Source organism: Novosphingobium sp. Chol11 (assembly GCF_945870625.1).
Taxonomy (GTDB): domain Bacteria; phylum Pseudomonadota; class Alphaproteobacteria; order Sphingomonadales; family Sphingomonadaceae; genus Novosphingobium.
Genome location: NZ_CAMBTS010000039.1, coordinates 1 through 24,113 on the forward strand (window position 1 = coordinate 1; position 24,113 = coordinate 24,113).

Sequence of the window (24,113 nt, forward strand, 5' to 3'; positions counted from 1 at the left end):
ACAGCCCCGACTTCAATCCCATCGAAAAGGCGTTCTCGCGGCTCAAGGCCATGCTGCGCAAAGCAGGCGAACGAACCGTCTCCGGCCTGTGGGACCTCATCGGCAGACTCGTTGACATCTTCAAGCCGGACGAATGCGCCAACTACTTCAGTTCGTGTGGCTATGATCCAGAATGATCGGAAAACGCTCTAACCATCACGTGCCCCTGTCAAAGCGGTCTTCTTGAGCGAAGAAGTGAACGAAAAGGGCTAAGAGAAAGTTAACGCGAGGCTTCGTCAGCGCGAATTCAGCGAAGTTTCTGCAGGCAATTCCGAGCGGGTTTGCGCCTCATGTGCGCTCTGCGCCGATCCCGAAACCCGCGCGAGTTCGTCCAGCTTGAACGTTTGCTCGAAGACCAGCCCATAGAACGGATGGTTGCGCCACCGCACTTTTGCATAGATCGGCGGCGTCAGGCCGGTTTCCAGCCTGACGAGTTCGTCGACCAGCAGCCATTTTTCGCATTCGATGCTGGCGCCTTGTTGCGAGATGTTACGAAATCCGGCTCCCACCGCCTCGCCGGCCGAGTGGAGGACCGCTCCGAGCGCGAGTTTCAGCCGCAGCGGCCGCTTGCGAAATGGCGTGTGGGTTTCCTCCAGCAATCGCTCGATCGCGATTTGGTCCACAAATCGAAGGCCGACGTGATCGTCTGATGTCCAGACCAACTCTGCCGGATACCGATCACCATTGGCCAGCTCGATCGCAAGGTCCGATTGTGCTGGAAGCGGCGAAAACAGACGCGCTTTCACGCCGGTGGATGAAGCATCGCGGATGATGCAGGGAAACTCCTGATCGCCCGTCACCAGCTTGGCCGCGCGGATCAGCAACGCATAGCGCTGTGCGGTGCGAAGGTGTGCACCCGTCGTCTCGCTGCGCTCCGCTGGCTGGTATGCGCCAGACAGTTCGTCCCTTTGGGCCAAGCCCAGTCCCCTACTGACGAACGCCGTGCTGCCCTGTGCGCACGAACCGTCCCGCCTTCGGGCTGTTACCTGCGCAATTCTTGCCAGCCCGTTACCCAGGCTCGGCAAGATCGCGCAATGTTATGGAACCAAAACGCAACAGCGCATCGCTGGGCCGGCAAAGCAGGCTTGCCGAGCGTGGTGCGGACGGCGGGACTCGAACCCGCACGAGCTAAGCTCAAGGGATTTTAAGTCCCCTGCGTCTACCATTCCGCCACGTCCGCGCGGGCGACGGCGCTGATGCAAGGCGCCAACGCGGCTGACGTTGGCACATTGCAGGCTTGGCCGCAAATGAAGGTAAAGCCAGACTTCGTCCGTCTTTCAGCTTCACCCCGAGCGCAGCTTCACTCAGAGTTCAGCCGCTGGCGCATTTCCTTGCCCGGTTTGAAGTAGGGCACGCGCTTCTCGGCAACTTCCACGGTCTCGCCGGTGCGGGGATTACGCCCTTTGCGGGCATTGCGCTCCCGCGTGGAAAAAGCGCCGAAGCCGCGAAGCTCTACGCGTCCGCCGTCGGCAAGCCGCCGGGCGATTTCATCAAAGAAAACGTCGACAACGCGTTCAATCTCTTCGCTGCGCATGCCGGGGCAATTTTTGGCAAGTGCTTGTAATAGTTCGGATCTTATCATCCGGGCGACATTCCCTTACTCCGCGCGGCGCTTACGGAACGCTAGTAAGGCCGCTGTTTGCTTGCGCATTCTGGCCGCACATGCGCTTGAACACAACTCGTGGTGCCAGAGTTATGAAATTACTACAACCCACCAGCATGTAACCCCGTGTAAATCTGCTCAAGCTTGCTCCAAATTTATGCGAAGCCCCCCATGATCGATCCTAAGTTGCCGCAATCGCTCTGCAATCTGGGGCCATTCATTCCGCAGGAAGGCATCGCGCTCGCGGTTCAGCAAAGTTTCTGCGGCGCCTGGGACCAGCACCATGCCCACGCCGCGTTGAATCTGGACGAGCCCTTCGTCGCGAAACTGCTGATAAGCCTTGGCCACGGTCAGCGGATTGGCGCCCTCAGCGGCGGCAAATGCGCGCACCGAGGGCAGCAATTGCCCCTCGGCATACGTGCCGTCGATAATCGCCGCCGCGATCTGATCGCGGAGCTTGAGATAGACCGGGCGCGATTGCATAACCATCAGGTGCTATGGTGTCATAATACAGCGCATGACGCAACTTTCAGTATTGTGGCTGACATCAGGTTCGGCATGATTCTTGGCATCAGATCCGGCGCTGGAGCGTGCCGATTCGGGATTGCCGCTCCGGCGCTAAGGTCCAGCTGTTCAGGTTGGCCCTTCCCATCCCCGCAATTGGCGTTAGTGGATGGAGATTGGCGCGCGGTGCGGTCCAGCATTCAGCCATAGTGGCATTACCTCTTCCAGGGAGCAGATTGCGCCGATGACAAACGGGATCGCTCAAGGGAGCGCCGATTCAGCTGCAAGTGGCCCGGGGGCTAAGGCCGGGGACGCAAGCTGGTTTGGCCACCCGCGGCAACTGGCCCGGCTGTTCACGACCGAAATGTGGGAACGGTTCGGCTTCTATGGCATGCGGGCGCTGCTCACGCTCTATCTCGCCAAGCATTTTCTGTTCAGCGATAGCACGACCGCCGGGCTTTATGGCGGGTTCACCGCATTGGTCTATTTGACCCCGCTGGTCGGCGGGCTTCTGGCTGATCGTTATCTCGGTTCCAAGCGTTCGGTGAAGTTCGGCGCGCTGGTGATGGCCACCGGCTATTTCATCCTGTGCTTTGGCGGTGAGACCGCCAAGCCTTATGCGTTGATCGACGGGCAACGTTATACTGTTGCGGTCGAGAATGTGGCTGATGGCCCGACGAGCGGCGGCAAAGAGCAGCGTTTCGTGATCAGCGGCGCGCAGAAATTGCTGATTCAGGGGAATGACGATGGCTCGGTTGCGCTGATTGCGCCCGGTGGGCAGGTCGCGCGCACGGTCCCCAAGGGCGGATTCGAAGCCAGCGGCGAGCGGTCGCCGCTGTTTGTCGGGCTCTTGCTGCTCGGCCTCACACTGGTCGTAATCGGAAACGGCTTTTTCAAGCCCAACATCTCGACCATGGTGGGCGCGCTCTATTCGCCGGGGGATCAGCGCAAGGATGCCGGTTTCACCATATTCTACATGGGGATCAATCTGGGCGCTCTGCTCTCGCAGCTGCTTTGCCCGCTGTTGGCCGATGCGGTTGGCTGGTGGGCCGGGTTCGGTCTTGCGGCGATGGGCATGCTCTTGTCATGGAGCCTGATCCAGTTCGATGGCGGCCGTCTGGCGGGGTATGGCGAGCCGCCGGCCGATCTGGTGCAAGATCGCGCTGTGCCGATATATCTGGGCGCGTTGCTGGCGGTGCCCGTGGTCATCTTTCTGTTCCAGAACCTGATGAGCGCGCAAAGCGTGGTTCCGGGTTCCGGGATCATGGGGTATGTTCTGGCGCTGCCCTTGATGGGCCGCCTGCTGTTCGGCACATTCGTGCTCGGGGTGCCGGTCATTCTGCTGTATGCGTGGCGGACCGGCAGCCGCGCCGAATTTCAGATGATGGTCGCCGCGATGGTGCTGATCGTCTTCAACACAGTGTTCTGGACCTTGTTTGAACAGGCCGGTTCCTCGCTCACCCTGTTTGCCGATCGCAATACCGATCTTTCGGTGTTCGGGCTGTTTTCGATTTCGGCCGGGCAAACACAGTTCTTCAATGCGTTGTTTATCGTCACGCTGGCCCCGGTGATGTCGATCCTGTGGACCAGCCTTGCCGCGCGCGGCCTTGAGCCCACGATTCCTGTCAAGTTTGGCTCCGCGCTGGTCGGGGTCGGTTTGGGGTTCCTGTTCCTCGTTTGGGGAACGCAGAATGCTGGGGCCGATTTCAAAGTGTCGATCTGGTGGCTGGCCGGGCTCTATCTGATCCATTCGACGGCCGAACTGTGCATATCGCCCGTTGGCCTCAGCATGATCACCAAGCTTTCGATGGCGCGGATCGTGGGAATGATGATGGGAGTGTGGTTTCTGTCGATCTCGGTTGCACAGTATGTTGCCGGGATCATTGCCCAAGTGGCCAGCGTCGCCACAGTGGGAGGGCAGGTGACCAATCTCAAGCTCAGCCTTGATACCTATGCTGGCGTATTCTGGAACATCGGCTTGATTGCGGTCGTGATCGGCATCCTGCTACTGGCATTGTCTTGGCCGCTGAAACGGATCATGCATGGGGTAACATAAGCGCGGTTCGCGTGTTATCCGCATAAGCGTCCTCGCCGGGGGCATTTCAACCCGGCGATCCGCGACACAACAAAAACCCAGCGCAAAAGCGGCGGGATCGGGAGAATACGGATATGGGCGCGGAGATCGTCTGGCTGGTGATCAGCATGGGTGCGTTTGTCGGAACGCATTTTCTTCTCGCACATCAGCTTCGCGCTGGTCTGGTGAAGCGGTTCGGCGCAAGCGGCTTTCAGGTCATCTATTCGCTGGTCGCCTTTGCCACGTTTGGCTGGGCCGTGACGGTGTTCGGGCGGATCGAGCCGGCGCCGATGCTATGGGATGGCCAGGCGCTGATCCCGTGGGTACTGGCAACGGTTCTGACCTATGGCGTTGTTGCCTTGTTCCTGGCTTCGGTCATTGGCAATCCGGCGCTGCCTGGGGCCAAGGTCTCCGGCCTTTCCACCGTCATCCCCACAGGCGTGTTTCGTGTGACGCGCCATCCCATGATGTTCTCTTTTGCCCTCTGGGCAGTTACGCACATTATCATCGCGCCAAGTCCGCGCTCGGTCATCCTGTCGAGCGGGATCATTCTGCTCGCGCTGCTGGGGTCGCATTTTCAGGACGCAAAAAAGCGCGCGCTGCTTGGTCAGGATTGGCGCATGTGGATGAAGCGGACCTCGTTCTGGCCCGATCTATCCCAATTGGGCGGGCTGGGGCAGGCGTGGCTATGGGCGCTGCCCGTCTGGCTGCTGATCACATGGCTGCATATCCCCATGGCCCAAGTTCCGGCGGGGCCGTGGCGTTGGCTGGTTCTTCCCTGACCGGTAAACCATCCCCAACAATGGCATTGAAATCACCCGCCCGCGCATCCAAAGCGCGGTGATGACCGATTTCATACTGCGCGTTGCCACTTTCGACGACCTTCCGGGACTCAGCGCGGTGATGGATGCCGCCATCGGCGCGTTGCAGGCGGGATTTCTTGATCCCGCGCAGATCGAAGCAAGCCGCGCGGTGATGGGGCTTGATCGCCAGTTGATCGAAGACGGCACCTATTTCATGGCGCTGATCGATGGTACGATCGCCGGATGCGGCGGCTGGAGCAAGCGCGCCACGCTCTATGGCGGCGATCATAGCGCGGGCCTGCGCGAACCGCGGCTGCTCGATCCGGCGCATGAACCGGCCCGCATCCGCGCGATGTATACCGCGCCCGCGTTTGCCAGGCGCGGCGTGGGTGCTGCGCTGCTGGCGCATTGCGAGGCCGCCGCGCGCGCCGCAGGCTTTTCCGCGTGCGAGCTTATGGCAACACTCTCGGGCGAACCGCTTTATCTGCGCGCAGGTTATGCGCTGATCGAAGAGATTGTCGATGCTCGGGGCGGCGCGCCGGTGCCGCTCAAGCGGATGGGCAAGCCGCTCTAGTCACAATTCTGGCAGCGGCCGCGGATTTCCACCACCGGGCGCACATCGGCAAAGCCAGCGTGTCGTGCCGCCTCGCGCAGCGCGCCGGTCAGGCGGTCGTCGTCGAGATGCCCTGTCTGTCCGCACAAGTCGCAGATCAGGAAAATGCAATCGTGGCGGCAGCCGGGGTGGCTGTTCGCGATATAGGCGTTGGCGCTTTCGATCCGGCGCGCCAGATTGGTGCGCACAAACAAATCGAGGATGCGGTAGATGCTATTGGCTGCGACCCGCTTGCCGCGCCGCGCGCCCAAGCTTTCGGCAATGTCATAGGCTGAGGCCGGTTTGTCCAGCTCGGCCAGCGCTTCGAACACGTCGGATCGCATGTCCGTCCATTGCTCGCCCGCCGCCACCAGCACATCGCGTGCGGCACCGACCAGACTTTCGCCCGCAAAGTTGTGATGATGGTGAAGCCCGCTCATTCGCCGACAATAGGACCGGGCGGCGCAAAGTGCAATTTCACGATTGCCGCCGCCCTAGGAACCATCAGCCGCCGCCCATCAGCCAGCGGTGAACTTGTCTTTCCACAAATTGGGGAAGGTGCGCTTGAGCGCTGCGACCTTGGGCGCATCCCACCTCACGATGTAGGGATGCTCGGGATTGTGCATCGCAAAGTCCTGATGATACTTCTCTGCCGGGAAGAAGCCGCGACTAGGCTCGACCTTCGTGACGATCGGCCGTTTCCACAGGTTGAGCGATTTGAGCTGCGCCAGATAACCGGCGGTCACCCGCGCCTGCTCGCGGCTCTGCGGCACCACGGCGTTGCGATATTGCGTGCCGCTATCCGGATATTGCCGGTTGAGCTGGGTCGGGTCCGTGCCCACCCCGAAGAACACCTGCAGCAGCTGGTCGAAGCGCACGACTTCGGGATCATAAGTGATGCGCACTGATCCGGCGTGGCCGGTCGTGCCGTTGCTGACAGCTGCGTAGTCTGCATCGGCACGGCTGCCCCCGGCATAGCCTGAAACGACGCTGGTCACGCCTTTGACATGGCTGAACACCGCTTCGATGCCCCAGAAGCAGCCGCCTGCCAGCACCGCGGTCTTCAGGCCGGGGGTCTCGTTGGCTTTGACGGCGGCTTCGGGGGCGGCAACCACGCTTTCCGCCTGCGCGGATTGCGTGCAACCGGCGGCAAGCAGGCCCGCGCTCAACGCGATGGTCATCAGTCGGCGCATTATTTGGTTTCCGTGTTTGCATGGATCTGAGCAACAGCGCCCGCTTCTGCCGGGCCAGTAGCCGAAGCGGCCACTATGCCGATGGTTCCCAGCAGGAACCCGAGCGCGAGCGAGCGGAACAGATCGTTAGAGAGAAGCTTCATCTTGGCGTTTTTCCGGTTTGGTCGTGGCCGTGTGTTGCGCGCGGCAGAGGCCTCCATCTAGGGTTCGCCGCTTCCGGTTCAATAGTTACCGCATTCCCAAAAAACCTGCCCTCAAAGGGCTTGCTGCTGGCGGACGGGTCAGGCGGCGGCGCGCAATGTGACCCAGATCGGTGCATGGTCGCTGGCCTTCTCGCGGCCGCGATGGGCCTTATCAACGCCAGCGCTGAGCAGCCGGTCGGCCAGTTCCGGCGAAAGCAGCGCATGGTCGATACGAAAACCATGATCGCGCTGCCATGCGCCCGCCTGATAATCCCAGAAGGTCCACAGCCCGCCGCGCGGATGATGCAGGTCGAGCGCATCGATCCAGCCATCGCCCAGCAAGCGGCAATAAGCATCGCGCGATGCAGGCTGCATCAGCGCGTCGTCGGCCATCGCGCGCACGTCCCACACGTCCTTGTCTTCAGGGATGACGTTGTAATCGCCGATTACCAGTGCGGGCAGTTCCAGCGCCCACAGCTCGCTCATGCGCGCGCGCAGGCGCTCCATCCAGCGCAGTTTGTAATCGAATTTGGGGCCCGGCTGCGGATTGCCGTTGGGAAGATAGATGCAGGCGACGCGCAGGCCAAACACGTCCGCCTCCAGATAGCGGGCATGTTCGTCCTCGGGCTCGCCGGCCAGTCCGCGCTGCACTTCGATCGGTGCCTCGCCGTCGGCCAGAATGGCCACCCCGTTGAAACCCTTCTGCCCGTGCCAGATCGCGTGGTAGCCGATCTTTTCGAAGTCTGCGGCGGGAAACCCTTCGTCCTGCGTCTTGATTTCCTGCAGACAGGCCACGGCGGGCCGAGTCTCTTCCAACCATTCGAGCAGGCGCGGCAGCCGGGCCTTGATCCCGTTGATATTGAACGACGCGACCCTGAGCGTCACACCGCAAAGCTCGAACCGCAACCGCATCCCGAGGCAGCTTGCGGATTGGTCACGCGAAACGCCGCGCCGCCAAGCGACTCGATATACTCCACCGTCGCTCCCGCCAGCAGATCGAGGCTGACCGGATCGACCAGCAGCCTGACGCCATCGGTCTCGGCCACGCTATCGTCGGCCTGCGGGGCTTCATCCAGCTCGAACTTGTATTGAAAGCCGGAACAGCCGCCGCCCTCGACCGACAGCCGCAGGACCGCTGGCTTGGCCTGTTTCGCCGCGATCGCGGCAACGCGCGCCGCCGCGCTGGGGGCAAGGATCACCGGTGGTGTTGCTGTTATTTCGGTCATCCTGTGTTGATAGGCCGAGCGCGGGCCGCGCTCAAGTCATGATGATCGGATATAATCGTGCATCGCGGCGGCCTCAGCCTCGATCCGGTCGATCCGGTATTTGACCAGGTCGCCGATCGAGATGAAGCCGACCATCCGGCCCCCGTCGAGCACAGGCAAATGGCGAATCCGCCGCCGTGTCATCAGGCCCAGCGCGTCAAGCACCGAATCGGCCAGCGAGACCGAAATCACGGGCGCAGTCATCACTTCGCGCACTTTCATATCGAGCGCGGCGGCACCATGCGTTTTCAGGGCATAGAGCACATCGCGTTCCGAAAAGATGCCGGCGACCTCTGCGCTGTTATCCTCGACCGGCAGCGCGCCGATCCGCTGCGTCGCCAGAAGGTCGGCGGCATCTTTTACCCGGTCGTCTGCGCGGCACCGCCATACATCGCCCGTACGGCCTGCGATCATTGTCGCAATCGTCATGACATCCTCCTTTCCCCGTTATGACCAGTCTTCCGGCCCCGGGGTGGGACAGCATGACACTAAGTGCCGTTTTTCGAAAGCGATTGCCTCTGCTGCGAAGCGCAGGCATGGCGCGAGCGATGGTCAGAACCCCTCAGCCCCGCCGTTCGCCGCTCGATGAGCCGCAAAACGCTGATTTTGCATGGGCCCGCTATTTCTGGCTGATGCGCTGGATGGGCCTTGCCACGGCCTTGGTCATGGCTGCCTCGGCTGTGTATCTTTATCAGACGGTCGGCTTTGTCTCGATCCATTTCTACATTGCGACGATGCTGGGCATCGGCTTCACCATGATGCTGATGGCCAGCTTGATGGGGCTGGTCTTTCTTTCAAGCGGCACCGGACACGACGAATCGATCGATGATCCGTTTGATGGCGATATTTGGGGGGATTAGATCGGGGGCGATTGAAGCTTCGGGGCGATATCTCAAGCAGTCGCAGGCGGCTTGAGCCGGTAATCCTCCACCGGCACCCCGCCGATGATATGTTCCTGCAAAATCCGCTCCAGCACCGGCGCGGTGCACGAATGATACCAGACACCCTCGGGATAGACGACCGCAACCGGCCCGGCGAGGCACACCCTGAGGCAACCCGCCTTGGTGCGCAGCACGCCTTGCGCCCCGCCCAGCTTGAGCTCGCCAAGGCGGCGCTTCAGAAAGAGCCACGCCTCCTGCCCCACCGCGCGCGGGCAGCACTTGTCTTTGTCAGGATCGACGCACAACATGATGTGCCGCTGAGTATGAAATCCGCCCAGCAGATTCAGCACGCTTTCTGCTTCTGCTATCGTTGCTTGCGCAGGGTCGCTCATTTCATCAGCCATGGTTCGAGGAGCGTGCGAAGTGGATCGGGGAGCGCCACGGGGCGCAGTCCGTCGGTGCACACGACCGTGGTTCGCGCGGTCGCCACCGGAGCGCCGGATTGCAGCACCAACTGCTGTATCGTCCAGCTTGATGTTCCCACGGAAAGTGCAGCGGTATGGCAGGTCAGCGGGCCGGGAAAGTGCGCCTGCGCCAAATAATCGATCCCCACGCTGACCACCATGAAGCGCAGCGCGCCTAAAGCTTCCCGGAAACCCGCGCCTTGAATGAACCGCACCCGCCCGTCTTCGAACACGGCGGCCATCGCGACATTGTTGATATGGCCGTTGGGATCGAGATCGGCAAAGCGCGTGGTGATGTCATGCACAAATGCAAAGCGCGAGGGATCAAGTAGCGTGGCTTCGGGCTTCGCCATTTACCGGCCTTCCCCGCTGTTCAGCATCACATTTCGCGGCGTATCGGGGGCCGTCAGCCGCGCTTCCCAACAATCCGCGCGATTTCGGCCGAGACCATTTTGTCGACCATGGGGGGAAGGTTTACATCCAGCCATTCGGCCAGCATCGGCCGCAGCATATCGCGCACCAAGCCTTCGAGCGAGGTTTCACCAGAGCGCACGATCTGCGGCGCGGCGCCCGGCTGCGCCATCATCGCTAGCGTCGCCAGCGAGTCGCGCATCGAACCGGCCTTCGCTGCGGCCACCAATGCGGGCTCGTCCTGGGTATCAACATCGTCTTCATCGCCGAGCGGCCCACGATCATTGGCCAGAATCTGGGCGGCAACCTCGGTCAGATCGAGCACGCCAGCCCCGCGCCGCGGCGCGGTGTCAAGCTCTCTGCGGGGGCGCTCGGCGGCATCCGTGCGGGTGTCGCGCGCGATCACCTTCTTGATCGACTCAAGGATTTCCTCGACCGAGGGCTCACTGTTCTGGCGCATGGCTGCTTGTTTCCCCGAATCAGACCGCAGGTCCCGCCACACCCCGTTTACGGAACCGATGGACTGGCAACTGCCGCATCTTGCGCCGGTGTGTCAACGGTGCGCGTGGCCTTTGACGGCTGCACGTCACCGAATGACCAATCCCAGATCTTGCCGCGCACCCGCTCATAATTGATCTGCGGATCATAAAGCAGTGCGTTGTCAAAGCCGAGATCGCGCGCCTGCGCCTTGCCCATCGCCGCCAGCAGATTGAACGCGGTCACATAGGACGTGCGCCGGGCATTGATCAGGCCGCTCTGCGCTTGCAGCAGCTCCTGCTCTGCATCGAGGATATTGAGAATGGTGCGATTGCCGACCGTGTTCTCTGCGCGCACACCCTCAAGGCTGAGCGCCGCCGCATCGACTGCGGTTTGATTAAGCGCAATCGCGTCATTCGCCGCGCGCCATTGCGTATAGGCCGAGCGCACCGAGGCGATGACCTGTCGTTCCGCCGAAATGACCTGGTCCAGCGCGGCGCTCTCGGCTGCTTGCGCCTGGCGGCGCTGCGTCGCCGGAAGGCCGCCCTGAAACAGCGGGATGGTGGCGCTGATGCCGGTCTGCGCGGTGCTTTGCGATTGAGCAAAATTGCCGCCCAACGATCCGCCGCCGAGCGAGTTATAATAATTGTCGTAGTTGCCCGTGGTGAATAGCGAAACTCTCGGCAAACGCCCGGAACCGGAGGCCTTGGTGTCAAAACCTGCCGCCTTGGCCCGCTGCTGCGCCGCGATCAGATCAGGATTGCTTTCCAGCGCCGTTTGCACCGCCTCTTCGGCGTTGGCAGGAAGACCGGCCAGTGGCGGCGGCGGGAGCAGATCGACCGGCGGTTTGCCCACCACTTGTACATATGTTTCGCGGGCCGCGACCAGCGCAGCTTCGGCATTGCGCAGCGCGGCGCGCGCCAGCGCCAGCCGCGAGTTCGACTGGGCGACATCGGTGCGCGTCACATCGCCGATTTCAAAGCGGTCGCTGGTCGCCTTGAGGTTGACCTCGAGCACCTGAACATTGCCGCGATTGAGCCCGACCGAGGCCGAGGCTGTGATCACGTCCATATAGGCGGCCACCACCTGGCTGAACACGCCCGATTCGGTGCCGCGCAGCCCGGCCTGCCCGGCCTCTACCCGCACTTTGGCGGCGCGGATCGAATTCTTGACCGCGCCGCCCGAATAGATCGGCACATCAAGCGAAAGCTGGCCTGAGAAGCTGCGCGCGGGGGCGAAAAAGGCGTTGGGGCCATTCTCGAGGTTCTCGGTATGCCGCGCCGTTCCAGAAAGGCTCGGCAGCGCCGAAGCGCGTGCGATCGGCACGCCTTCATCGGTGGCGCGCTGGTTGGCGCGCGCGGCTTCCAGATCCGGGTTGCTGGTATAGGCGGCTATGAGCGCGCCGCGCAGGTCGTCGGCCAGGGCCGGCGTGATCATGCCGGCAAGCCCGGTTCCCAAGGCGAGAAACCCCAAAAAGCAACGTCGCATCAGGATCAAAAGCTCCATTGCCGGCGGGCGGCGAAGGCCGGGTGCAGCGCAAAGTCAGCTTCGCCGACACTCGTCAGGGCAATCTGGCCTGCAACCTTGCGCCCTGTGGCCAGCCGGGCGACGCCGCGCTCGATCCATCCGGTGACCAGGCGGCCATGATCGGCAAGCGCCGCTGGCAGGTTTGCGGGCACTTCCTCGATCGCGCCATCTATCAGCACGAGCGTATACGGTCCGCCCGCGCCAAGATCGTCCTGCGGATCGCACCGTGTAACATGCGCGCCCAGCGCGCCTGCGAGCGCCGCGAGGTACGCGCCGGGGCTGCCGATCACCAGCACGCGCTCGGTTTTCGCGATGGCGGCAGCCATCAACATCTGGCCATAAGCCAGCGCGGGAGCCAGCATCGTGCCATTGTCGAGCGGCACCGCGCGATCGGCATAAGCGACACTGCGACGCGCAGCGGGAACAAAGTCTTCGCGCGCTACGGCGAGGAACGCGGCGACAACATCGGGATCTGTGACCCCGCTGACGCGCAGCTGGCTATCGACCATGGCCCGCCGCGCTGTGTCCATAGGAGCTTCTGTGGTCGCGATGTCGGGCGCATGTCTGTCAGTCACGGTGATCCGATCCGTTCCGTTGTGTGGTAGCTGTATTGCATCTATAACACACCAGTGCAATCTGTTTGCATTGTGCCACTGAGGTTATCGTCAAGACGCGCCTCTAGAATAACGGCCCCATCGCGCCAAGCGCTTTGCATGCCATCGGCCAAGGCGTAAGGGGCAGAGCCAAGGCACCATCCGCGCAATCTGGCGGATGCGGGAATCAAGGAGCGGCGATCATGGGCGAGATGGTAACAATCCGCGAGGCGGATCTGATCGAGAGCGTGGCCGATGCGCTCCAGTTCATCAGCTATTTTCACCCGATGGATTATATCCGCGCACTGGGCGTCGCCTATGAGGCAGAGCAAAGCCCGGCGGCGAAAGACGCCATCGCGCAAATCCTCACTAACAGCCGGATGTGCGCCGAGGGCCACCGGCCAATCTGCCAGGATACCGGCATCGTCAATGTGTTCGTGAAATGGGGCCAGAACTGCCGTCTTGAAAGCGAGCATTCGCTGCAGATGGTGGTCGATGAAGGCGTGCGCCGCGCCTATCTCAATCCTGACAACAAGCTGCGCGGATCGATCCTGGCCGATCCCGCTTTCACCCGCCGCAACACGCGCGACAACACCCCGTGCGTGCTCCATGTCGAGATGGTGCGCGGCGACACTGTGTCGATCGATGTCGCGGCCAAGGGCGGCGGCAGCGAAAACAAGTCCAAGTTCAAGATGATGAACCCCAGCGATTCGATCCTCGACTGGGTGCTCGAAATGCTGCCGCAGATGGGCGCAGGCTGGTGCCCGCCGGGGATGCTGGGCATCGGCATCGGCGGCACAGCGGAGCATTGCATGCTGCTGGCCAAGCAATCGCTGATGGAGCCGATCGACATGGCGCAGTTGAAGAAGCGCGGGGCCGAAACCGATATCGAGCAGTTGCGGATCGATATCTTCGACAAGGTCAACGCGCTGGGCATCGGCGCGCAGGGGCTGGGCGGGCTTTCCACCATCCTCGATGTGAAAATCCTCGATGCGCCGTGCCACGCGGCGGGCAAGCCGGTGGCGATGATCCCCAATTGCGCCGCCACCCGCCATGCCCATTTCGTGCTCGATGGCTCGGGGCCAAGCTTCCTCGAAGCGCCCAAGCTCGATGAATGGCCCAATGTCCAATGGACCCCGGACAAGGCGGCCAAGCGCGTCGATCTCGATACGCTGACCCCTGCAGACGTGCAAAGCTGGCAGCAGGGCGACCGGTTGCTGCTGAATGGCAAGATGTTGACCGGGCGCGATGCGGCGCACAAGCGCATTCAGGACATGCTGGCCAAGGGCGAGGAGCTGCCGGTCGATTTCCGGGGCCGCGTGATCTATTATGTCGGCCCGGTCGATCCGGTGCGCGATGAAGTGGTCGGCCCGGCTGGCCCCACCACTGCGACACGGATGGACAAATTTATGGACATGATGCTCGGGCTTGGCCTGCTCGCCTGTGTCGGCAAGGCCGAACGCGGCGTCGCGGCCACGCAATCCATCGCGGAGCACAAGTCGGCCTATCTGATGGCGGTGGGCGGCGCAGCCTATCTCGTCTCGCGCGCGATCAAGGAATCCAAAGTCGTCGGCTTTGCCGATCTGGGGATGGAAGCGATCTACGAATTCACCGTGGAGGACATGCCGGTGACGGTCGCTGTCGATTCGGCGGGCCACAATGTCCACCAGCTGGCGCCGCTCGTCTGGCAGAAAAAAATCGCTGACGAGGGCCTGCTTACCGCCTGATCGATGCGGTTCAGGCGCGCGGGGCCAGCCGCCGGTAGCTAAGCGCTTCGGCGATGTGCACCCGCCCGATCTGCTCCGCGCCCGCCAGATCGGCGATCGTGCGGGCCACGCGCAGCATGCGGGTATAGCCGCGCGCAGAAATGCGCATGGCCTCTGCGGCTTGCGCCAGCAGCTTGCGGCCCGGCTCGTCGGGCGTCGCGTGGGTTTCCAGCAAGTCGCCGTCCAGCTCGGCATTGCTGCGCTTGCCGGTTCCTTCGAGGCGCGTGTTCTGCACCCGGCGCGCGGCGGCGACCCGCGCTGCCACTTGCTCTGATCCTTCCGCCGGCGGGGGCAACGACAGGTCGGCGGCAGACACCGCGCTGACCTCGACATGCAGATCGATGCGGTCGAGCATCGGGCCGGATATCTTGGCCTGATATTCGCCTGCGCACTTGGGCGCGCGGCTGCAGCCCAGCGCCGGATCGCCCAGATGCCCGCAGCGGCAAGGGTTCATCGCCGCGATCAGCTGAACCCGCGCAGGGAAAGTGACATGGGCATTGGCGCGCGCCACGGTCACTTCGCCGGTCTCCAGCGGCTGGCGCAGCGAATCGAGCACCGCCCGCTGAAACTCGGGCAGCTCATCCAGAAACAGCACGCCCAGATGCGCCAGGCTAACCTCGCCGGGCCGCACGCGCAGACCCCCGCCGGTTAGCGCCGCCATCGAGGCGGAGTGGTGCGGGCTGCGAAACGGGCGGGCGCGGCTGATGCGGCCATCTTCCAATGTGCCCGAAACCGAGGCAACCATTGAGACTTCGAGCGCCTCGGCCGGAGTCAGCTCGGGCAGAATACCCGGCAGGCACGAGGCGAGGAGCGATTTGCCCGCGCCGGGCGGCCCGCTCATCAGCAGATTGTGCCCACCCGCTGCTGCGATCTCGAGCGCGCGCTTGGCGGTTTCCTGCCCTTTGACCTGTTTGAGATCGGCCATGCGGCGCGGCGGCGCAACCTCGCCCGGCTCGGGCGGGGCAAGGCGCTGCGTGCCTTTGAGGTGATTGAGCAGCGAGATCAGATCGGGCGCGGCGATCACCTCGATCCCGCTCGCCCAGCGCGCCTCTGAACCCTGCCCCGCCGGGCAGATCAGACTTTTCTCGATCGACGAGGCATGGAGCGCGGCCAAGAGCACGCCAGGGCTGGAAATCACCCGGCCATCGAGCGCCAGTTCGCCCACCGCCACATAATCGCCGATGGTTTCCAGATCGACCACGCCCATCGCGGCGAGCAGCGCCAGTGCGATGGGGAGATCGTAATGCGAGCCTTCCTTGGGCAGATCGGCGGGGGAAAGGTTCACCGTGATCCGCTTGGGCGGGAGCGAAAGGCCCAGCGCGGCGAGCGCGGAATGGACCCGCTCGCGGCTTTCACCCACCGCCTTGTCGGGCAAGCCGACCACGCGAAAGCTCGGCAATCCGGGGGCAACCTGACACTGCACCTCCACGCTGCGCGCCTCCAGCCCGAGATAGGCGACCGTCGAAACCAGCGCGACCATGCGGTATTCTCCTCAGTAAGCCACCACGCTAGAGCGTTTTCGCGCCGGATGGAAACATGCGGTGAACCGATCTTAACGGCGTTTCTTGGCAAAGCCGCAAGGCGCGCGCGCAGATAATCGCGCCATGCTGAGAATAATCGTCGCCCTGTTCCTGATGCTGATGTGCGCGGTGCCCGCCGCTGCGCAGCAGGTGACGACGCGCACGTGGGTCGATGCGAACGGCACCACATGGACCGAAACCACCACCACCGAATGGACCACGGCGGGGAGCGAGCGGCTTGTTGCCGCGCCGTCCGCCGCTTCCAGAACGAAGGGAATCGCGCGCTTTGGCCCGTTTGCGGTGCTCGATAGCGGGCGTGCCGCGCTCGTGGACGAAACAGACACCGCCTCGCCCGCTGCCTTCCAAAGGATGCTGCGCGCCTTTCCGGGCATCCGCGTGCTGGAAATGGTCGATTGCCCCGGAACGGTCGATGATACCGCCAATCTCGCGCTTGGCCGGATGATCCGCGCGCATGGGCTGGCCACCGCAATCCCGCCCGGCGGCTCGGTGCGTTCGGGCGCGGTCGAGCTGTTTCTGGCCGGAGCTGCCCGTCATGCCGCGCCCGATGCCGAATTTGCGGTGCACAGCTGGCGCGACGATGATGGCCGTGAGCCGGGAGACTTCGCTGCGACTGATCCGGTCAACGCCGCCTATACCCGCTACTATCGCGAGATGGGGCTCAGTCCCCGACAAGCTGCCGCATTTTATGCCCTGACCAATTCGGTCGCCCACGATCAGGTGCTGGTGCTGCACACCGGCGATATTGCGCCTTACGCTGCGCTCGATCAGAGCCCGCTTTAACTGGCCCCCTTTAACTGGCCCCCTTTAACTGGCCTGGCTGAACTGGCTTCAGTGCGCCGCACCCCATGATCGCCCGGTGCCGATCTCCACGCCCAGCGGCACGGTAAGCGTGACAGCCGGCTGCGCCGCCATCGCCATCACCTGCTCGATCACCGGCTTCGCTGCGGCGACGTCGCGCTCGGGCAGTTCGAACACCAGCTCGTCGTGGACCTGCAGCAGCATCTTCACATCGCCCAGCCCCGCTTCCTCCAGCGCGGGCATCATCCGCGCCATCGCGCGCTTGATGATGTCGGCGCAGGTGCCCTGGATCGGCGCGTTGATGGCGGCGCGTTCGCTGCCTTGCCGCTCGGCCTGATTCTTCGCGTTGATGCGCGGAAACCACGTTTTGCGGCCAAACAGTGTTTCGGAATAACCGCGCTGGCGCACTTGCTCCAAGGTTTCGTGGATATAGCGCTGGATGCCGGGAAAGCGCTCGAAATAGCGGTCGATCATCGCTTGCGCCTCATCCGCGCTCACCCCCAGCCGCCCGGCCAGGCCCCACCGGCTGATGCCATAAAGAATGGCGAAGTTGATCGTCTTGGCGCGGCCGCGCGTGTCGCGGTCCACCGTCCCGAACATTTCCATCGCGGTGCGCGCGTGAATGTCCTCGCTGGCCGCGAATGCTTCTTTCAGTGCCGGGACATCGGCCATATGCGCCGCCAGCCGCAATTCGATCTGGCTGTAATCCGCCGCCAGCAGGACATTGCCTGGCTCTGCCACGAAGGCTTCGCGGATCTGGCGGCCGATCTCGGTGCGGATCGGGATGTTCTGCAGATTGGGGTCATTTGACGATAGCCGCCCGGTTTGCGCGCCGACCAGGCTGTAGCTGGTGTGCACGCGTCCGGTCTGCGGGTTGATCGCGGCTTGCAGCGCATCGGTATAAGTCGACTTGAGCTTCGACAGTTGCCGCCATTCGAGCACCAGCGAGGCAACCTCGGCGCCTTGCGCCGCCAGCCCTTCGAGCACCGACTGGTCGGTCGAGTATTGCCCGGTCTTGCCCTTCTTGCCGCCTTTGTAGCCCAGCTTGTCGAACAGGATCTCGCCCAGTTGCTTGGGGCTGCCAATCGTGAAGCTTTGCCCCACTTTTTCAAATATCGTGGTCTCGAGCCCCGCGATCGATTGCGCAAATTCGCCCGAAAGCCGCGCCAGTTGCTCGCGGTCAACGCGAATTCCGTTTTGCTCCATCATCGCGATCACCGGCACCAGCGGCCGCTCGACCCGTTGGTAGATCCGCATGCCGCCTTCGTCTGCCAGCCGGGGGCTGAGCAGGCGGTGCAGCCGCCAGGTCACGTCGGCATCCTCGGCGGCGTAGCGCGTGGCATCGGGCAGAGGCACCTCGGCAAACGAGATCGCCTTCTTGCCGGTGCCGACGAGGTCTTTGAACTTCATCGTGCCATGGCCCAGATGCCGTTCTGCCAGCTCGTCCATGCCATGCCCGGCGGGCGCAAACTCGCCCTTCCCGGCGTCGAGGCAAAAGCTCATCACCATCGTATCGTCGATCGGGGATACAGCGATGCCGCCGACCGCACGGCCCGCACGCGCCAGCACGGTGATGTCATATTTGATGTTCTGGCCGATCTTGAGCACCGCGTCACTTTCCAGCAGCGGTTTGAGCGCGGCCAGCGCCTCATGCCGGGGGATTTGCAGCGGGGCCTGCGCAAACATGTCCCCGCCGCCATGGCCCAGCGGGATATAGCAGGCGTCATTCGGGCCGATGGCCAGGCTCAGCCCGACCAGCTCCGCCGCCATGGCATCGAGCGCGCTCGTTTCGGTATCGACCGCAACCAGCCGGGCGGCAAAGGCGCGCGCGATCCATACCTCAAGTTGACTTAAGGTGTCTACGCATTGGTACGTAGAAAGGTCGATTTTCGGCCATTCCGGCGCGGATTGGCGCGTGCTGTCCGCGTCAATCGGGGCCGATCCTTCCGATGGCGCGGGTGCGGCGGGGCCGGCGCCCAGTTTGCGCAGCAGGCTGGTGAAGCCATGTTCGGTGAGGAAGGCTGCCAGGGGCGCTGGCGGGATCGAGGTCAGCTCGAACTGCTCGAGCGGTATGGGCAGAGCACAATCCTCCTTGAGCTGCACCAATCGGCGTGAAAGGCGCGCCATCTCGGCCTGCTCGATCAGGCTGTCGCGCAGTTTGCCCGGCTTCATCTCCGGCGCGGCGGCGAGCGCGCCTTCAAGATCGTGATGATCCTGGATCAGCTTGGTCGCGGTCTTGGGGCCGATCCCGCGAATGCCCGGCACATTGTCCACCGCATCGCCCATCAGCGCGAGAACATCGCCCACCAGCGCAGGCGGCACGCCGAACTTCTCGATCACTTCGGGAACCGCAATGCGCTGGTTCTTCATCGTGTCGAGCATGTCGCAGGTGCCACCGCCCACCGGGTCTAGGCCCACCAGTTGCATCAGATCCTTGTCGGACGAGACGATCGTCACGTCCCAGCCTTGCCGCGTCGCGGCGCGCGCATAAGAAGCGATCAGGTCGTCGGCCTCCAGACCTTCTTCTTCGATGCAGGCAAGGCTGAAGGCGCGCGTCGCGTCGCGAATCAGCGGAAACTGGGGGACCAGATCTTCGGGCGCGGGCGGGCGATTGGCCTTGTACTGATCGTACATCGCGTTGCGAAAAGTGATCGAGCCCTTGTCGAGGATCACCGCGAGATGCGTCGGCCTATCGGCCTTGTGCAGATCCTCGGCAAGTTTCCAGAGCATCGCGGTATAGCCATAGACCGCCCCGACCGGCACGCCGCTCGGATTGGTCAGCGGCGGCAGCCGGTGATAGGCGCGAAAGATATAGGCAGACCCGTCAACCAGATAGAGATGGCGGGGCGCGGCTGTTTTTGTGTCCATGACTTGGGGTGTTAGCGGGTGTGCGGCGGATGCGAAAGCGCTACGCTTGCGCCGCAGCCAAACCCGATTTGTGGCTCCCGGGCCGGGATCTACCGCCCCTAGCACGCGCCAAACAAGCGCAAAGAGGCTTCCCGTTCCGCGCGATTTGCGCAGACTTGTACAATTTATGCGTCTAATGCTTGCAAGCTGATGAATTGCTGATTAATTGGACCGCGAAGTCTACCGCAAGAGTAGGCTTTGCGTCGGGTCGTGTGCCCGTCGTGGTCCACTTCAATCCAGGGATTGTAACGCATGCGCAAGCTCCTCCTCGCCGCCGTCGCCGGCACTGCCTTTGCTCTTGTCGGCTGCTCGGAAAAGCCGGCTGAAACTCCTACGGAAGCCGCAATGGAATCGACGGAAGCCGCTATGGAATCGTCTGAAATGGCTGCCGATGCTTCGGGCATGGCTGCTGATGCTTCGGGCATGGCTGCTGACGCTTCGGAAGCCGCTCCGAAGATATAATTCCCGCTCGTCAGAGCAGGTTATAGATCAGGGGCTTGGCCGGTTTCGGTCTTGCCCCTTTTCTTTGCCTTCAAGAAACGTTGGGGCCCGCAAAAAACGACGTGGCCTGCAAAAGACCTTGGGCAAGAAAGAAAGGCTCGGCAACACGCCGAAGCAGTGCCGGGCGTCCAGAAGGGTTCGCGCATGGGCAATGCCCGCGCGATCGCGCGCTACCGGCGAACGAATTCCTGATTGGCGCCGATCAGTGGCTGGCTATAGCCGTTGTAGAGGGTCCGTGCGATCTGGGCGATGATCGCGGCATGCGCGCTATGCCCGCCCGGACCCGTTACAAAAATCGCCAATGCCAGATGCCGCCCATCGGGCAGGCGTACGATGCCCACATCATCGGTCACATCGGCCAAAGTTCCGGTCTTGTGCGCAAGGATCGCGTCCTCGGGCAGGCCCGCCCGGATGCGGTTCCTGCCCGTGCTGGTGCGGGTCATCGTGTCGAGCAGCGCGGCGCGGCTTTGCGGGGTCAGCGCGCCGCCGCGATCGATGGCATGGAGCAGCGAAACCATCGCGCGCGGCGTGCTGCTGGTGCGGACGTCGATCGTCTTGGCCGGGTCGATCCGGCCATCGTCACGCACCAGCGTGGCCATCGTGTGATCCAGCCGCTGGCCGGTAATGCCGATTCGCGAAAGCCAGGCGTTGACCCGGCCAATGCCGCCGACCGCCGCGATGAGGCCATCGGTCGCTTCGTTGTCGCTGCGCGTGATGCTGCGCTCGATCAGGTCTTGCGCAAGCAACACTTCGCCGGGGCGCACCGCCGCGACCGCGCCGCGTTCGCCGGCCGGCTGCGACACCGGGACCATCACCGCAAACTGCTGATCGAGCCGCAGGTTGCCTTGCTCAACGTCATCGAGATACGTCGCGGCAATCGCGATCTTGGCAGTGCTGGCCATCGGAAAGGGCATGTCGCCGTTCACATAGACCGCGCCGCCGCCATCCAGATCGACCGCCGCCACGCCCACGCGCCCGCGTGCCTGCGAGGCAATGCTGGCAACTTGTGCTTGCAGCATGAGGTCGCGCTGATCCTGCTCGGCCGCATGCGCACCAGACGTTGCGGCCCCTGCGTGAACCAGCAACAGCAGCGCCGCGATCAGAAACTTATGAACAGGACCCGCCATGGGAGTGGTCTACCTCGGATTACTTTACCCACTGTTACCAGATTAACCCATTGTGATAGCAGCGCAAGCTTGGTTTCACCGCCGGTCCCGCGTCCGTCTCGTTCTGCCGGATCGCCTATCCTCATTTTGCCCACAGACTTGTCACCGCCTTGCCTCGCCGCGCTTGGGCTGGGCCATTGCCCATCATCATTCCGATTGACGACTGGACTTTAATCAGCCGATTAAGGATAGTTGCGTGAGCCCGTAAAAGGGCCGCCCACCAGCGGGGAGAGAGGATCGCATGGCGGCAGACCTGCCCAGCCCGCGCGGTGAAGCGCTCGCCCGCGTAATGCGCCGCGCCGGGATGGCCGGCCCGGTTGGCGCGCTGCTGCGGCTTTCGGGCGGTGCCAATCTCGAAAGCTGGCGGTTTTCTTGCGGGGATGAAGAGTTTGTCCTGCGCCGCGCGCCGTCCGCCGCATGGATCAGCGCGCGCCCGCTCTCGATGGCGCAGGAAGCGGCGCTCATCCGCGCTGCCCGCGCCGGCGGCGTGCCCGCGCCCGAAGTCATCATCGAGCTGGCACCGGAAGACGCGCTGGGCATCGGCTTCATCATGCGCAAAGTGCCGGGCAGCGCCGATCCCGCTGCGGTCCTCGCCTCGACGCCCGCGCTTGCGGGCGAGATTGCGCAGGCGATGGCGCGCATTCATGCGCTCGATCCGGCCGAGGCCGCTTTCCTCCCCCGGCTTGATCCTGCCGAAGGGGTAGCCGGGCTTGCCGCCCAATTTGCCGAGGCGGGCGGCGATCGCCCGCTGATCGCGCTGGGCCTGGCATGGCTGCGCGCGCATCTGCCGCCGCCAGCCCCGGTGCGTGTCGTGCACGGCGATCTGCGCGTGGGCAATGTCATGGTCGAGGCCGGGCATCTGACAGCGGTGCTCGATTGGGAACTGGGCCATCTCGGCGATGGGCACGAAGACCTTGCCTATGGCTGCATGACCGTGTGGCGGTTCAGCCAGCCTCAGAATCCTGCGCTTGGGCTCACCGATATCGCCACTTTCGCCGATGCCTATGAAGCGGCGGGCGGCGAGCGTTTCGATCCGGCGCGGTTCCGGTTCTGGCTGATTTACCGCACGGTGTGGTGGGCGCTCGGCTGCCTCGCCATGGGTCAGGCCTGGCGCGGCGGCACCGACCGCTCGCTCGAACGCGTCGTGGTCGCGCGGCGCACCGGGGAGCAGGAGCTTGATCTGCTGCTGCTGCTCGAAGCCGAAGCGCCGGAGAGCGAGCGATCCCGCCCGCTGCCGCCCGCCGCGCCGCTGCTGCCCGCCCCGCAAGGCGAACCCAGCGCTGCCGAAATCCTCACTGCCGTCTCCGAATGGCTCGCGGCGGCGGTCAAACCCAAGCTGGATGGGCGCGAACGCTTCGAACTGGCCGTCGCGCAAAATGCGCTAGGGATCGTGCGCCGCGAACTGGCCGCGCGCCCGCCTGCCAGCGACCGTGCGCTCGCCGATGCGATCCTTGCCGGGACGACGACATTGGCCGAACCCGGCCTGCTCGCCAGATTGCGCCGCCGCGCGCTGGATGCCGTCACTGCCGACATGCCGAAATATCCTGCGCTGGCCATCGCCCGCGCGCTTTGGGAGAATGCCTGATGGATTTTGATCTTCCCGCCGATCTGGTGGCCTATCTCGCCGCGCTCGATGCCTTTATCGAGGCCGAAATCCGCCCGCTGGAATTGGCCGACGACAACATCCGCTTCTTCGATCATCGCCGCGAATGGGCGCGCACCGATTTCGAAGGCGGTGGGTTGCCCCGCCACGAGTGGGAGGAATTGCTGGTCGAGGCGACCCGCCGCGCCGATGCCGCCGGGCACTGGCGCTTCTCCGCGCCCAAAACTTATGGCGGCAAGGATGGCTCCAACTTGTGGATGGCGGTGATCCGCGATCATTTCGCGCGCAAAGGCCTTGGCTTGCACAACGATCTGCAAAACGAGCACTCGATCGTCGGCAATTTCCCGTTCGTGGCCATGTTCGAACATTTCGGCACGCCCGCGCAGCAGCAGGAGTTCATTTTCGGCGGGTTCGAACGCACGCGCAAGGTCGCCTTCGGCCTCACCGAGCCGCACCACGGATCGGACGCCACGCACATGGAAACCCGCGCGGTCCGCGAAACGCGGGACGGCGTGCCCGGCTGGCGCATCGATGGCGAGAAAATGTGGATCACCGGCATGCATGTCGCCACCCACTGCGCCACATTCGCGCGCACGGCGGGCGAACCGGGAGACGCGCGCGGCATCACCTGCCTGCTCGTGCCCAATCCCAGCCCCGGCCTCGTGATCGAGGAATACATGTGGACGTTCAATATGCCGACCGACCACCCCCGGCTCTCGTTCACCAACGTGTGGGTGCCCGAATCGGCGATGCTCGGGCCAGAGGGCGGCGGCCTTTCCATTGCGCAAAGCTTCGTGCATCAAAACCGCATCCGCCAGGCCGCCTCGTCGCTGGGCGCGGCGACTTATTGCATCGAGGAATCGGTGAAGTACGCGCGGGCACGCAAGCCCTTCGGCGAAGAGCTGGCGCGCAATCAGGCGATCCAGTTCCCGCTGGTGGAGCTGGCCACCCAGTGCGAAATGCTGCGGCTGATGATCTTCAAGACCGCGTGGGACATGGACCGGCTGGAGCAGCAAGAAGGCGGCCACCGCCAGATCGAGCGCCTGCTCTCTGACAAGGTCAGCATGTGCAACTACTGGGCAAACCGCCTCGTCTGCGAAGCGGCAGACCGCGCGATGCAGGTCCACGGCGGCATCGGCTATTCCCGCCACAAACCCTTCGAACACATCTACCGCCACCACCGCCGCTACCGCATCACCGAAGGCGCCGAAGAAATCCAGATG

The 24,113-nt window shown here is 63.5% G+C and carries 26 protein-coding genes, 1 tRNA gene and 1 pseudogene; 10 read left to right on the plus strand and 18 right to left on the minus strand.

The window, feature by feature from the left end; genetic code table 11:
- Positions 1-176: pseudogene (locus tag Q0O40_RS08435) on the plus strand (IS630 family transposase); the annotation flags it as partial.
- A 99-nt stretch (positions 177-275) separates the two neighbouring features.
- On the opposite strand, the gene Q0O40_RS08440 reads toward Q0O40_RS08435, so the two are convergent.
- From Q0O40_RS08440 to Q0O40_RS08455, 4 genes are all read right to left on the minus strand, one after another.
- On the minus strand, positions 276-956 hold the full coding sequence (locus tag Q0O40_RS08440) for a PilZ domain-containing protein (RefSeq protein ID WP_295528673.1): 681 nt from the start codon (positions 954-956) through the stop codon (positions 276-278).
- A 178-nt stretch (positions 957-1,134) separates the two neighbouring features.
- Positions 1,135-1,219: transfer RNA gene (locus Q0O40_RS08445), tRNA-Leu, on the minus strand.
- 120 nt (positions 1,220-1,339) lie between these two features.
- Complete coding sequence (locus Q0O40_RS08450) at positions 1,340-1,621, minus strand: integration host factor subunit beta (protein WP_295528621.1); 282 nt, start codon at positions 1,619-1,621, stop codon at positions 1,340-1,342.
- A 159-nt stretch (positions 1,622-1,780) separates the two neighbouring features.
- Positions 1,781-2,131 (minus strand): GntR family transcriptional regulator, encoded by a 351-nt coding sequence (locus tag Q0O40_RS08455; RefSeq protein ID WP_295528623.1) that lies wholly within the window; start codon positions 2,129-2,131, stop codon positions 1,781-1,783.
- A 259-nt stretch (positions 2,132-2,390) separates the two neighbouring features.
- Between Q0O40_RS08455 and Q0O40_RS08460 the strand changes: the two genes are divergently transcribed.
- The 3 genes from Q0O40_RS08460 to Q0O40_RS08470 all read left to right on the plus strand — a co-directional run bounded on the left by Q0O40_RS08460 (position 2,391) and on the right by Q0O40_RS08470 (position 5,597).
- Positions 2,391-4,202, plus strand: a complete 1,812-nt coding sequence (locus Q0O40_RS08460; RefSeq protein WP_295528625.1) for a peptide MFS transporter — start codon at positions 2,391-2,393, stop codon at positions 4,200-4,202.
- A 113-nt stretch (positions 4,203-4,315) separates the two neighbouring features.
- A complete protein-coding gene (locus tag Q0O40_RS08465) occupies positions 4,316-5,002 on the plus strand; it encodes an NnrU family protein (RefSeq protein ID WP_295528627.1) in 687 nt (228 codons plus the stop codon).
- Between the two features lie 61 nt (positions 5,003-5,063).
- Positions 5,064-5,597, plus strand: coding sequence for a GNAT family N-acetyltransferase (locus tag Q0O40_RS08470; RefSeq protein ID WP_295528629.1), 534 nt, complete (start codon positions 5,064-5,066; stop codon positions 5,595-5,597).
- Here Q0O40_RS08470 and Q0O40_RS08475 read toward each other — a convergent pair.
- The 6 genes from Q0O40_RS08475 to Q0O40_RS08500 form a co-directional block, all read right to left on the minus strand.
- Entirely contained in the window at positions 5,594-6,055 is a 462-nt protein-coding gene (locus tag Q0O40_RS08475; protein WP_295528631.1) for a Fur family transcriptional regulator, read from the minus strand. The two genes, Q0O40_RS08470 and Q0O40_RS08475, sit on opposite strands and share 4 nt — an antisense overlap.
- A gap of 78 nt (positions 6,056-6,133) precedes the next feature.
- Positions 6,134-6,796: a peptide-methionine (S)-S-oxide reductase MsrA gene (msrA, locus tag Q0O40_RS08480; protein ID WP_295528633.1), complete on the minus strand. Its 663-nt coding sequence runs from the start codon at positions 6,794-6,796 to the stop codon at positions 6,134-6,136.
- A gap of 11 nt (positions 6,797-6,807) precedes the next feature.
- Positions 6,808-6,951, minus strand: a complete 144-nt coding sequence (locus Q0O40_RS08485) for a hypothetical protein (protein WP_295528635.1) — start codon at positions 6,949-6,951, stop codon at positions 6,808-6,810.
- 138 nt (positions 6,952-7,089) lie between these two features.
- The gene (gene xth, locus Q0O40_RS08490; RefSeq protein WP_295528637.1) at positions 7,090-7,875 is read right to left on the minus strand and encodes an exodeoxyribonuclease III; all 786 of its coding nucleotides are present in this window, start codon (positions 7,873-7,875) and stop codon (positions 7,090-7,092) included.
- On the minus strand, positions 7,872-8,216 hold the full coding sequence (erpA, locus tag Q0O40_RS08495; protein ID WP_295528639.1) for an iron-sulfur cluster insertion protein ErpA: 345 nt from the start codon (positions 8,214-8,216) through the stop codon (positions 7,872-7,874). The genes xth and erpA overlap by 4 nt, the downstream gene beginning before the upstream one ends.
- A 36-nt stretch (positions 8,217-8,252) precedes the next feature.
- Entirely contained in the window at positions 8,253-8,684 is a 432-nt protein-coding gene (locus tag Q0O40_RS08500; RefSeq protein WP_295528641.1) for a CBS domain-containing protein, read from the minus strand.
- Between the two features lie 119 nt (positions 8,685-8,803).
- Here Q0O40_RS08500 and Q0O40_RS08505 point away from each other — a divergent pair, with 119 nt between their 5' ends.
- Positions 8,804-9,115: a hypothetical protein gene (locus Q0O40_RS08505; RefSeq protein WP_295528643.1), complete on the plus strand. Its 312-nt coding sequence runs from the start codon at positions 8,804-8,806 to the stop codon at positions 9,113-9,115.
- Positions 9,116-9,147: 32 nt separating this feature from the next.
- On the opposite strand, the gene Q0O40_RS08510 is transcribed toward Q0O40_RS08505, so the two are convergent.
- Genes Q0O40_RS08510 through Q0O40_RS08530 form a run of 5 tightly spaced genes read right to left on the minus strand, consistent with a single transcriptional unit; the run spans position 9,148 to position 12,590 of the window.
- The gene (locus Q0O40_RS08510) at positions 9,148-9,540 is read right to left on the minus strand and encodes a (2Fe-2S) ferredoxin domain-containing protein (RefSeq protein ID WP_295528645.1); all 393 of its coding nucleotides are present in this window, start codon (positions 9,538-9,540) and stop codon (positions 9,148-9,150) included.
- Positions 9,525-9,953 (minus strand): thioesterase family protein, encoded by a 429-nt coding sequence (locus Q0O40_RS08515; protein WP_295528647.1) that lies wholly within the window; start codon positions 9,951-9,953, stop codon positions 9,525-9,527. The genes Q0O40_RS08510 and Q0O40_RS08515 overlap by 16 nt, the downstream gene beginning before the upstream one ends.
- Positions 9,954-10,006: 53 nt before the next feature.
- Positions 10,007-10,471, minus strand: a complete 465-nt coding sequence (locus Q0O40_RS08520; protein ID WP_295528649.1) for a DUF2497 domain-containing protein — start codon at positions 10,469-10,471, stop codon at positions 10,007-10,009.
- Positions 10,472-10,518: 47 nt separating this feature from the next.
- Complete coding sequence (locus Q0O40_RS08525) at positions 10,519-11,925, minus strand: TolC family outer membrane protein (RefSeq protein ID WP_295528651.1); 1,407 nt, start codon at positions 11,923-11,925, stop codon at positions 10,519-10,521.
- A gap of 56 nt (positions 11,926-11,981) precedes the next feature.
- Positions 11,982-12,590: a protein-L-isoaspartate O-methyltransferase gene (locus Q0O40_RS08530; RefSeq protein ID WP_295528653.1), complete on the minus strand. Its 609-nt coding sequence runs from the start codon at positions 12,588-12,590 to the stop codon at positions 11,982-11,984.
- 221 nt (positions 12,591-12,811) lie between these two features.
- Between Q0O40_RS08530 and Q0O40_RS08535 the strand changes: the two genes are divergently transcribed.
- Positions 12,812-14,335, plus strand: a complete 1,524-nt coding sequence (locus Q0O40_RS08535) for a fumarate hydratase (RefSeq protein WP_295528655.1) — start codon at positions 12,812-12,814, stop codon at positions 14,333-14,335.
- Between the two features lie 10 nt (positions 14,336-14,345).
- On the opposite strand, the gene Q0O40_RS08540 is transcribed toward Q0O40_RS08535, so the two are convergent.
- Positions 14,346-15,854 (minus strand): YifB family Mg chelatase-like AAA ATPase, encoded by a 1,509-nt coding sequence (locus tag Q0O40_RS08540; RefSeq protein WP_295528657.1) that lies wholly within the window; start codon positions 15,852-15,854, stop codon positions 14,346-14,348.
- A gap of 124 nt (positions 15,855-15,978) precedes the next feature.
- On the opposite strand from Q0O40_RS08540, the gene Q0O40_RS08545 reads away from it, so the two are divergent.
- On the plus strand, positions 15,979-16,695 hold the full coding sequence (locus tag Q0O40_RS08545; RefSeq protein ID WP_295528659.1) for a hypothetical protein: 717 nt from the start codon (positions 15,979-15,981) through the stop codon (positions 16,693-16,695).
- Positions 16,696-16,743: 48 nt separating this feature from the next.
- Here Q0O40_RS08545 and polA read toward each other — a convergent pair whose 3' ends face one another.
- Complete coding sequence (gene polA, locus Q0O40_RS08550; RefSeq protein WP_295528661.1) at positions 16,744-19,581, minus strand: DNA polymerase I; 2,838 nt, start codon at positions 19,579-19,581, stop codon at positions 16,744-16,746.
- Between the two features lie 291 nt (positions 19,582-19,872).
- Between polA and Q0O40_RS08555 the strand changes: the two genes are divergently transcribed.
- Complete coding sequence (locus tag Q0O40_RS08555; RefSeq protein ID WP_295528663.1) at positions 19,873-20,082, plus strand: hypothetical protein; 210 nt, start codon at positions 19,873-19,875, stop codon at positions 20,080-20,082.
- Between the two features lie 209 nt (positions 20,083-20,291).
- Here the strand turns inward: Q0O40_RS08555 and Q0O40_RS08560 are convergent, their stop codons facing one another.
- On the minus strand, positions 20,292-21,248 hold the full coding sequence (locus Q0O40_RS08560; protein WP_295528665.1) for a serine hydrolase: 957 nt from the start codon (positions 21,246-21,248) through the stop codon (positions 20,292-20,294).
- A 280-nt stretch (positions 21,249-21,528) separates the two neighbouring features.
- Here Q0O40_RS08560 and Q0O40_RS08565 point away from each other — a divergent pair, with 280 nt between their 5' ends.
- Positions 21,529-22,872, plus strand: coding sequence for a phosphotransferase (locus Q0O40_RS08565; RefSeq protein WP_295528667.1), 1,344 nt, complete (start codon positions 21,529-21,531; stop codon positions 22,870-22,872).
- Positions 22,872-24,113, plus strand: a 1,242-nt coding sequence (locus Q0O40_RS08570; RefSeq protein ID WP_295528669.1) for an acyl-CoA dehydrogenase, incomplete at its 3' end; no start/stop codon positions are given. The genes Q0O40_RS08565 and Q0O40_RS08570, both read left to right, overlap by 1 nt.

Coding starts and splice junctions, on each gene's coding strand:
- Q0O40_RS08505 (WP_295528643.1), top strand. CDS start 8,804: ATGGTCAGAACCCCTCAGCCCCGCCGTTCGCCGCTCGATGAGCCGCAA.
- Q0O40_RS08460 (WP_295528625.1), top strand. CDS start 2,391: ATGACAAACGGGATCGCTCAAGGGAGCGCCGATTCAGCTGCAAGTGGC.
- Q0O40_RS08455 (WP_295528623.1), bottom strand. CDS start 2,131: ATGGTTATGCAATCGCGCCCGGTCTATCTCAAGCTCCGCGATCAGATC.
- Q0O40_RS08465 (WP_295528627.1), top strand. CDS start 4,316: ATGGGCGCGGAGATCGTCTGGCTGGTGATCAGCATGGGTGCGTTTGTC.
- Q0O40_RS08535 (WP_295528655.1), top strand. CDS start 12,812: ATGGGCGAGATGGTAACAATCCGCGAGGCGGATCTGATCGAGAGCGTG.
- Q0O40_RS08485 (WP_295528635.1), bottom strand. CDS start 6,951: ATGAAGCTTCTCTCTAACGATCTGTTCCGCTCGCTCGCGCTCGGGTTC.
- Q0O40_RS08510 (WP_295528645.1), bottom strand. CDS start 9,540: ATGGCTGATGAAATGAGCGACCCTGCGCAAGCAACGATAGCAGAAGCA.
- Q0O40_RS08565 (WP_295528667.1), top strand. CDS start 21,529: ATGGCGGCAGACCTGCCCAGCCCGCGCGGTGAAGCGCTCGCCCGCGTA.
- Q0O40_RS08520 (WP_295528649.1), bottom strand. CDS start 10,471: ATGCGCCAGAACAGTGAGCCCTCGGTCGAGGAAATCCTTGAGTCGATC.
- Q0O40_RS08560 (WP_295528665.1), bottom strand. CDS start 21,248: ATGGCGGGTCCTGTTCATAAGTTTCTGATCGCGGCGCTGCTGTTGCTG.
- Q0O40_RS08500 (WP_295528641.1), bottom strand. CDS start 8,684: ATGACGATTGCGACAATGATCGCAGGCCGTACGGGCGATGTATGGCGG.
- Q0O40_RS08475 (WP_295528631.1), bottom strand. CDS start 6,055: ATGAGCGGGCTTCACCATCATCACAACTTTGCGGGCGAAAGTCTGGTC.
- Q0O40_RS08470 (WP_295528629.1), top strand. CDS start 5,064: ATGACCGATTTCATACTGCGCGTTGCCACTTTCGACGACCTTCCGGGA.
- polA (WP_295528661.1), bottom strand. CDS start 19,581: ATGGACACAAAAACAGCCGCGCCCCGCCATCTCTATCTGGTTGACGGG.
- erpA (WP_295528639.1), bottom strand. CDS start 8,216: ATGACCGAAATAACAGCAACACCACCGGTGATCCTTGCCCCCAGCGCG.
- msrA (WP_295528633.1), bottom strand. CDS start 6,796: ATGACCATCGCGTTGAGCGCGGGCCTGCTTGCCGCCGGTTGCACGCAA.
- Q0O40_RS08545 (WP_295528659.1), top strand. CDS start 15,979: ATGCTGAGAATAATCGTCGCCCTGTTCCTGATGCTGATGTGCGCGGTG.
- Q0O40_RS08525 (WP_295528651.1), bottom strand. CDS start 11,925: ATGATCACGCCGGCCCTGGCCGACGACCTGCGCGGCGCGCTCATAGCC.
- Q0O40_RS08450 (WP_295528621.1), bottom strand. CDS start 1,621: ATGATAAGATCCGAACTATTACAAGCACTTGCCAAAAATTGCCCCGGC.
- Q0O40_RS08555 (WP_295528663.1), top strand. CDS start 19,873: ATGCGCAAGCTCCTCCTCGCCGCCGTCGCCGGCACTGCCTTTGCTCTT.
- Q0O40_RS08515 (WP_295528647.1), bottom strand. CDS start 9,953: ATGGCGAAGCCCGAAGCCACGCTACTTGATCCCTCGCGCTTTGCATTT.
- Q0O40_RS08540 (WP_295528657.1), bottom strand. CDS start 15,854: ATGGTCGCGCTGGTTTCGACGGTCGCCTATCTCGGGCTGGAGGCGCGC.